The 7,141-nt window shown below is 62.1% G+C and carries 7 protein-coding genes; 4 read left to right on the top strand and 3 right to left on the bottom strand.

All coding sequences use genetic code 11. The features are described 5' to 3' along the window. The 4 genes from EFR00_RS04610 to EFR00_RS04595 all read left to right on the top strand — a co-directional run. A partial coding sequence (locus EFR00_RS04610) for a 4Fe-4S dicluster domain-containing protein (RefSeq protein ID WP_208655934.1) occupies window positions 1–629 on the top strand: 629 nt, incomplete at its 5' end. A gap of 45 nt (window positions 630–674) precedes the next feature. Continuing rightward, the gene (locus EFR00_RS04605) at window positions 675–1,820 is read left to right on the top strand and encodes a CaiB/BaiF CoA transferase family protein (protein ID WP_077993557.1); all 1,146 of its coding nucleotides are present in this window, start codon (window positions 675–677) and stop codon (window positions 1,818–1,820) included. A 351-nt stretch (window positions 1,821–2,171) separates the two neighbouring features. Then, window positions 2,172–3,575 (top strand): L-serine ammonia-lyase, encoded by a 1,404-nt coding sequence (locus EFR00_RS04600; protein WP_077993559.1) that lies wholly within the window; start codon window positions 2,172–2,174, stop codon window positions 3,573–3,575. A gap of 118 nt (window positions 3,576–3,693) precedes the next feature. Further along, window positions 3,694–4,131 (top strand): DUF1489 family protein, encoded by a 438-nt coding sequence (locus EFR00_RS04595; RefSeq protein WP_077993561.1) that lies wholly within the window; start codon window positions 3,694–3,696, stop codon window positions 4,129–4,131. A 38-nt stretch (window positions 4,132–4,169) separates the two neighbouring features. On the opposite strand, the gene EFR00_RS04590 is transcribed toward EFR00_RS04595, so the two are convergent. The 3 genes from EFR00_RS04590 to EFR00_RS04575 all read right to left on the bottom strand — a co-directional run bounded on the left by EFR00_RS04590 (window position 4,170) and on the right by EFR00_RS04575 (window position 7,037). Continuing rightward, window positions 4,170–4,445, bottom strand: coding sequence for a hypothetical protein (locus tag EFR00_RS04590; protein ID WP_009994808.1), 276 nt, complete (start codon window positions 4,443–4,445; stop codon window positions 4,170–4,172). A gap of 113 nt (window positions 4,446–4,558) precedes the next feature. Further along, window positions 4,559–6,133: a D-alanyl-D-alanine carboxypeptidase gene (locus tag EFR00_RS04585; protein ID WP_077993572.1), complete on the bottom strand. Its 1,575-nt coding sequence runs from the start codon at window positions 6,131–6,133 to the stop codon at window positions 4,559–4,561. A 118-nt stretch (window positions 6,134–6,251) separates the two neighbouring features. Next, window positions 6,252–7,037, bottom strand: coding sequence for a hypothetical protein (locus tag EFR00_RS04575; RefSeq protein WP_009994805.1), 786 nt, complete (start codon window positions 7,035–7,037; stop codon window positions 6,252–6,254). Window positions 7,038–7,141: the final 104 nt, after the last annotated feature.

Here is a 7,141-nt window from a genome sequence, read left to right as displayed (position 1 = left end):
TGCTGTCGGGCATGCTGGCGGCCGAGAAGCTGGCGGCGGCGATCGCAGCTGGCCGCAGCCATGACGAGGTCGTCGAGATCGAGAATGAATGGCGCAAGGGTGACATCGGCCGCGATCTGAAGCGGGTCCGCAACGTCAAGCCGCTATGGTCGAAGTTCGGCACCGCCCTCGGCGTGGCGCTCGGCGGTCTCGACATGTGGACCAACACGCTGTTCGGCTTCTCCTTCTTCGGCACGCTTGGTCACGGCAAGACCGATGCGGCCTCGCTGGAGCCGGCCTCGCAGCACAAGCCGATCGCCTATCCGAAACCGGATGGCGTGCTGACCTTCGACCGTCTGTCCTCGGTGTTCCTGTCGAACACCAATCACGAGGAGGACCAGCCGGTGCATCTGCAGGTCAAGGACATGGGCCTGCAGAAAAGCTCCGAGCTCGGCATCTATGCCGGCCCGTCGACCCGCTACTGTCCGGCCGGCGTCTATGAATGGGTGGAGAAGGATGGCGACAAGAGCTTCGTCATCAACGCCCAGAACTGCGTGCACTGCAAGACCTGCGACATCAAGGGCCCCAACCAGAACATCAACTGGGTGCCGCCGCAGGGCGGCGAGGGGCCGGTCTATCCGAATATGTAGCCAAACGACGATCAGCGAACTTGGGAATAGATCAGGGAGTTATCGATGCAGTTTCCACTTGAAGGCGTGCGGGTCGTGGAGTTGGCACGTATCCTGGCTGGTCCGTGGGCTGGACAAACCCTTGCCGACCTGGGAGCGACGGTCATCAAGGTGGAAAGCCCGGAGGGCGACGATACGCGCCGCTGGGGACCTCCCTTCATTCAGGATGGCGATGACGTCGCTGCAGCCTACTTCCATAGCTGCAATCGCGGAAAGCTCAGCATCACGGCGGATTTCAACTCGGCGGAAGACGTGGAAAGGGTCTGCGCGTTGATCGCCCACGCGGACGTCGTTATCGAGAACTTCAAGGTGGGCGGGCTGAAGAAGTTCGGCCTTGATTACGAGAGCCTGAAGGCGATCAATCCGAAGCTGATCTACTGCTCGATTACCGGCTTTGGCCAAACCGGCCCCTGTGCCGGGCGGGCAGGATACGACTTCATCGTCCAGGGCATGGCCGGCATTATGGATTTGACGGGTGAACCAGGTCGGGAGCCGCAGAAAATCGGCGTGGCGTTTGCCGACATCTTCACGGGGCTCTATTCGGTCATCGCGGTCCAAGCCGCTCTGTTGCTGCGAAACAGCACAGGCGAGGGGCAGCACATAGATATGGCGCTCCTTGACAGCGCCGTAGGCGTGCTGGCCAACCAGGCGATGAACTTCCTGGCCTCCGGAAAGGCGCCGACGAGGCTTGGCAATGCGCATCCCAATATCGCCCCGTACCAAGTTTTTCCGGTATCTGATGGCAATATCATTATCGCCTGCGGCAATGACGCTCAGTTTACGCGGATATGCGATATCCTCCGGCTGTCCGCTGTGGCCTCCGATGTCCGTTTCAAGACGAACGCGGACAGAGTGCGTCATCGAGAGGAGCTGACATCCGTGATGGAAGCGCAGACGGTGCTTTTCAAACGGACCGATTTATTAGCCGACCTTGCGCGTGTGGGCGTTCCCGCCGGACCGATCAATACCGTGGAAGACGTATTCGCGGATCCGCAGGTCGCGCATCGGAAGATGGCGGTGGAGAATGAAGGGATACCTGGCATCCGGACGCCGATCATCTTCTCGGGGACGGCGCTGACCTCGCATCACAAATCGCCGAGGCTTGGTGAGCACAATGGCAAAGTGCAGTCGGATTGGTCTTCGATGGACTGACGCGTCGAGCGATGCAAGCGAACAGGAGTTCGGCCTGTTTGGCGGCATCGGACATCACTTGTCGCCGAGAATGGGGCATCTGGAGGTAGAAACGTCGCCTGACCAGCACCATGATCTTGCATGGCTGTTCAATCAGTGAGAAGAGTTTTTGTCTCGGCTCGGGCTCCTCCGGGTGTACTGTCCGTCACGATCGGCGATTAAACTCCGCATCGCTGCTTGGGCTGAGTCTGGTGTGTGTCGTTCTGGTATGCTGGCTGAATGTCGCACCGGTTCCATGCGATGTCGGTTCGCCGCGTGGATCCGAAACCGGCGTCGTTTAAGCTTGCATCCTCGTGTTCAGAAGGCGCATCCATGTTTCTTTCGGTATTCGATGTCTTCAAGATCGGTGTCGGGCCGTCGAGTTCGCACACGATGGGTCCGATGTCGGCCGCCAACCGCTTTCTCGACCTGATCCTGTCGGACGAATGGCCGCGCCCGTCGTCGGGTGCGCAGGTCGCCGCGATCAAGGTCAGCTTGCATGGCTCGCTTGCTCATACCGGTATCGGCCATGGAACGGGTAGGGCAGTTATTCTCGGCCTGATGGGCGAGGCGCCAGACAGTGTCGACCCCGACAAGATGGACGGCATCATCGATACGGTGGAGCGCACCGGCCGGATCACGCCGGCGGGCCATCCCGCCTACCAATTCCAGCCGAAAACCGACCTGGTTTTCGACAAGAAACAGCCGTTGCCCGGCCATGCCAACGGCATGATTTTCTCAGCCTTTGACAGGGATGGCCGGCTGCTCCTGAAACGCATCTATTATTCGGTCGGCGGCGGCTTCGTCGTCACGGACACCGAGCTGGAACAGATGCGGGCGAAGAAGAACGCCGCCGGCGGCACACGCGTGCCCTATCCCTTCTCCACAGCGAAGCAGATGCTCGAAATGGCGGAGCGCTCGGGGCTTTCGATCGCACAGATGAAGCGGGCGAACGAGGAGAGCCAGCGCAGCCGAGAGGAGCTCGATCAGGGGCTCGACAGAATCTGGGAGGCAATGCGCTCTTGCATCGAGCGCGGCCTTAAGGTCGAGGGCGTCATGCCGGGCGGCCTCAACGTCAAGCGCCGCGCCCGCAGGATCCACGACAAGCTGCAGGAGGAGTGGCGCAGCAATCGCGTCAATCCGCTGCTCGCCAACGATTGGCTGAGCGTCTATGCGATGGCCGTCAACGAGGAAAATGCGGCTGGCGGCCGCGTCGTCACCGCACCGACCAACGGGGCAGCCGGCGTCATTCCGGCGACGATCCGCTATTACGAGCATTTCCATGAAGACTGGGACCAGAATGGTATTCGCGATTATCTGCTGACGGCTGCCGCCATCGGCGGCATCATCAAGCATAACGCCTCGATCTCGGGCGCCGAGGTCGGTTGTCAGGGCGAGGTCGGCTCGGCCGCGGCGATGGCGGCTGCCGGCCTTGCGGCCGTGATGGGCGGCACGCCCGAGCAGATCGAGAACGCCGCCGAGATCGCGCTCGAACATCATCTCGGCATGACCTGCGATCCGGTTGCGGGCCTCGTGCAGGTTCCCTGCATCGAGCGCAACGCGCTCGGGGCGGTCAAGGCCGTCACGGCGGCATCGCTCGCCGTCAAGGGCGACGGCCAGCACTTCGTGCCGCTGGACGCCTGCATCGAGACGATGCGCCAGACCGGCCACGACATGAGCGAGAAATATAAGGAAACCTCGACCGGCGGCCTCGCCGTCAATGTCGTCGAATGCTGAGTTTACGACCGCGTTAGCACGGTTTAAACATTTCAGGCAGGCGCAAAACTGCTGCACAGTTTCGTGCGGCATGCCGTAGGCGCTTGACGCTCGCCGCCAAAAGGATTTCAACGGCGGCATGGCATTGCATCTCATCAAACTCTGCGTCGGCGCCGACTCGATCGACGATCTGCGCGAATGGGTGGCGGAGCGTTCGCTGCGCGCCATTGCCGCCGGGCTCGAGCCGCATTCCGTTCATACGACCCGCATGGTGCCCAAACGCATGGAGGAGCTGCTTGACGGCGGCTCGCTCTACTGGGTGATCAAGGGGCAGGTGCAGGCGAGACAGCGGCTGCTCGACATAAAGACCTTCACCGACGACGAAGGGATCTCACGCTGCCGCCTGATGCTCGGTCCCGAAGTCATCGAAACCGCGGTACAGCCGAAGCGGCCGTTCCAGGGCTGGCGCTACTATACTCAGGATGACGTGCCGGTCGATCTGACGAGCCTGGGCGCCGGCATCGCCGAAATGCCGGCCGACCTTCGACGCGAGCTTACCGAGCTTGGCCTGCTCTAATCTTTCCGCCCGAAACACCGGGGGCGGGCGACCGCATTTCAGCGCAGACGCAGTTGCACCGGGGCGCTGCCGTCGGGCGAGGTCACATGCAGATGGATCCGGGCTTCCGGCTGGGAATAGCGCCAGGCGCGAGCGCCGTGGCAAAGCAGCAGGTTGATGAGATCGCGGGTCTTGGCAGATTTCGCTCTCGGCCGCTGCAGGCCCATCTCGGCGAGCCGCAGCGCCGCTTCGTGCAGCGGATGCAGGGCTGAGCGCCCCTTGGCCCCGATGCGGCGGTCGCCTGGCATTCCCGGAACATTTTCATTGATCGCCATTGTTTTCCCCGTACGCACTACTGATCGAGTTCAAGAATGGTGGCCGGAAACGCAAACACCGATTCCGGCCGTTACCAATGCCGCCGGCCATGTTGCAGGCAGCATCGAATATCTCATTGTGCAGCCGCCCAGCACTTGATGCCGGCCTTCTTCAAGGCCTTGCAGGCGTTGACCGCATCGCGCTGATCGTCGAAGCCGCCGAAGCGGGCGCGGTAGACCTGGTCATTGCCCGTACCGTAGGCGACGGCGAAGGGTTTTGCCGAGGCCAACGCCTTGCCGCCCTTGCTCTTGGCACCCTCCAGTAGGTCCATGGCCATTTGCCGGCTCGGCGAGACGCCGACCTGTACGACCCAGCCCGCAGGCGCGGCGCTTGCCGGGGCGGCGCTGGTCGAAGCAGTCGTGACGTGATCGACGGCGGCGTCTGCGGGTTCGGCAGGTGCAGTGGCCGGAGCCTGCTGCTTGAAGCTCGTGGTCTTGACCTTGGTCGGTGCCGGCATGGCCTGGGCGACCAACGGGTTGTCGGACTTCGTCGCGGATGTTTCGGTATAGGCGACCTCGGTCTCGGCCACCTGATAGCGGGCGTCCGGCAGCGGTCCCTTACGCGGCAGGCCGAGGTCGGCGGCAGCGGCGGAAATTGGCGGCTGCGCTGCGGTGATCGTCTTTGCGACCTGCTGCTGGGCGACCTGCTGAACGACCGGCTGCGGGGCAAGCTGCTGCCGGGCCTTCTGCGGCTGAACCGGAGCGGGCGTTTGGATAATCGCTGGGGCAGGGGCTGCTTGAGCCACCAGCGCCGAGTTTCCGCCGCGGCTCGACGCCTTGGGCAGATAAGTAGCGATCAGATTGCGCATCTGGGCGTCGCGAGCCGCGCCGGAAGTACCGCCAAGCACCACGCTGACGATCGACTTGCCGTCAACTTGGACAGAACTCACAAGATTGAAGCCGGCAGCCCGCGTGTAACCGGTTTTGATTCCGTCGACACCGCGCACCGAGCCGACCAGGCGGTTATGGCTGCGGATCGTGCGGCTGCCGAACTTGAAGGCGCGGGTGGAGAAATAGCCGTAATATTGCGGGAAATGCTGGCGCAGGGCGATACCGAGGCGAGCCTGGTCGCGCGCCGTCGTCATCTGCGCCGTGTTCGGCAGACCGTTGGCGTTGCGATAAGTGGTGCGCGTCATGCCGAGGGCGTGTGCCTTGGCAGTCATCAGCTGGGCGAAGCGATCCTCGCTGCCGGCAAGCATTTCTCCAAGGGCAGTTGAGGCATCATTGGCAGACAGGGTGACGAGACCGAGAATACCCTGCTCGACGGTAATAGTGCCGCCGGCGCGCACGCCGAGCTTCGTCGGCGCCTGGGCTGCAGCATGAGCAGAAAAGGGAACCGGCGTATCGAGGCGGATGCGACCCTGCTCCAATGCTTCAAAGACCAGATAGAGAGTCATCATCTTGGTCAGCGAAGCGGGATATTGCAGCCGATCGGCGTTCTCGCTGTAGAGGACATTGCCGGTCTTGGCATCGACGACGATGCCGGCATATTTCGAGTTGGCCGCTTCCGCTTCGGCATTGACCGAATCGACCAGGACGACCGTGAAGGCCACCGAAAGGATCGCCAGGAGCTTTGCGAAAAAGCTGCCGGACCGGAATGATGATACGGAGGAGACTGACCTTGACACTATTCCACTCTTCGCTTGCATTTCAGATATTGGGCAGGAACCGCACACCCCCCGCCGCACAGCTCGTCTTTTGAAATTACCGATTCAGCGTTACCAATCCGTTTATAATGAATCGTTTCACTCGCCGTCCGGAAGCATTTTAGGGACCTGTCGCAGAACGGTTCATAAGACGGTCCTGTACAAAGGTGCGGATCGCGGCATCAATATGTCCCCAATCGTCGAGATGGTTGCTGGAGAAGCGATAGAGGACGCTGAGATCCTTGCCGACCTTGATATCTCGCTGGCAATCTCCGCTTGCCGCCTTGTCCGGGGCTGAAGGCAATATGCAACGCACGACATAGTCCGGCCCGCCCGGGACAGGTGCCGTCAGCAGCACTTCGTCGCCATAACCGGCGTCGGCGCGGAGACGGTGGAGCGTCAATCCGGCTCGAAAAGTCTCGGCCGCGCCTTCGATCAGGTGCGAATAGATCGGCTCCAGCCGGCCGGACATGTCGCGCGACATGGTGCTCTGCGCGAGTTGCAGGAAGATCAGCCCGGAGGATTGGGCGACGTCGTCGAATCGAAGATGGTTGTCCTTGCCGTAACCCCGCATCTCAGGCCAGGCGAGGTAGAGATCGACGCGCTCGGCCGCGCCGTCATGCCGCTGGCTCGGGAAGCGGATGGCATTTTCGGGGAGCTTCACGGTGTCGCGGCCGATGGTCAGCGCGATTTCAGCTGTGCTGTCGGTGTTGCCGGCAAGGGAGATGTGTCGGCCGAACCAACGGCCGCCGATGCTGATGGCCACCGTCAGGACCGCCAGGACAGCGATCACCGCCGTCGTGCGGAGGAGAAACCCCATGGAAAGCAGCGGCTGCTCGTCGGGGGCGCTTTGCGCGGTATGGCTCATGGCGGCTCGTTGCCTTTCGGTCCGCCGCAGGAAGAACATGAGCCGCCGGTGCCGATGATGAATCTGATCGGCATCATCAGACCGGCAGGGTTAATACTTCGCTAAGATTTCGGAGCCGGAAGCCGTCGCCTCTGCCTAAAATG

This window comes from Rhizobium sophoriradicis, assembly GCF_003939025.1.
In the GTDB taxonomy this organism is placed as follows: Bacteria; Pseudomonadota; Alphaproteobacteria; order Rhizobiales; family Rhizobiaceae; genus Rhizobium; species Rhizobium sophoriradicis.
Note: the sequence above shows the minus strand (reverse complement) of the source record. Positions and strands in the feature narration are given on the sequence as shown.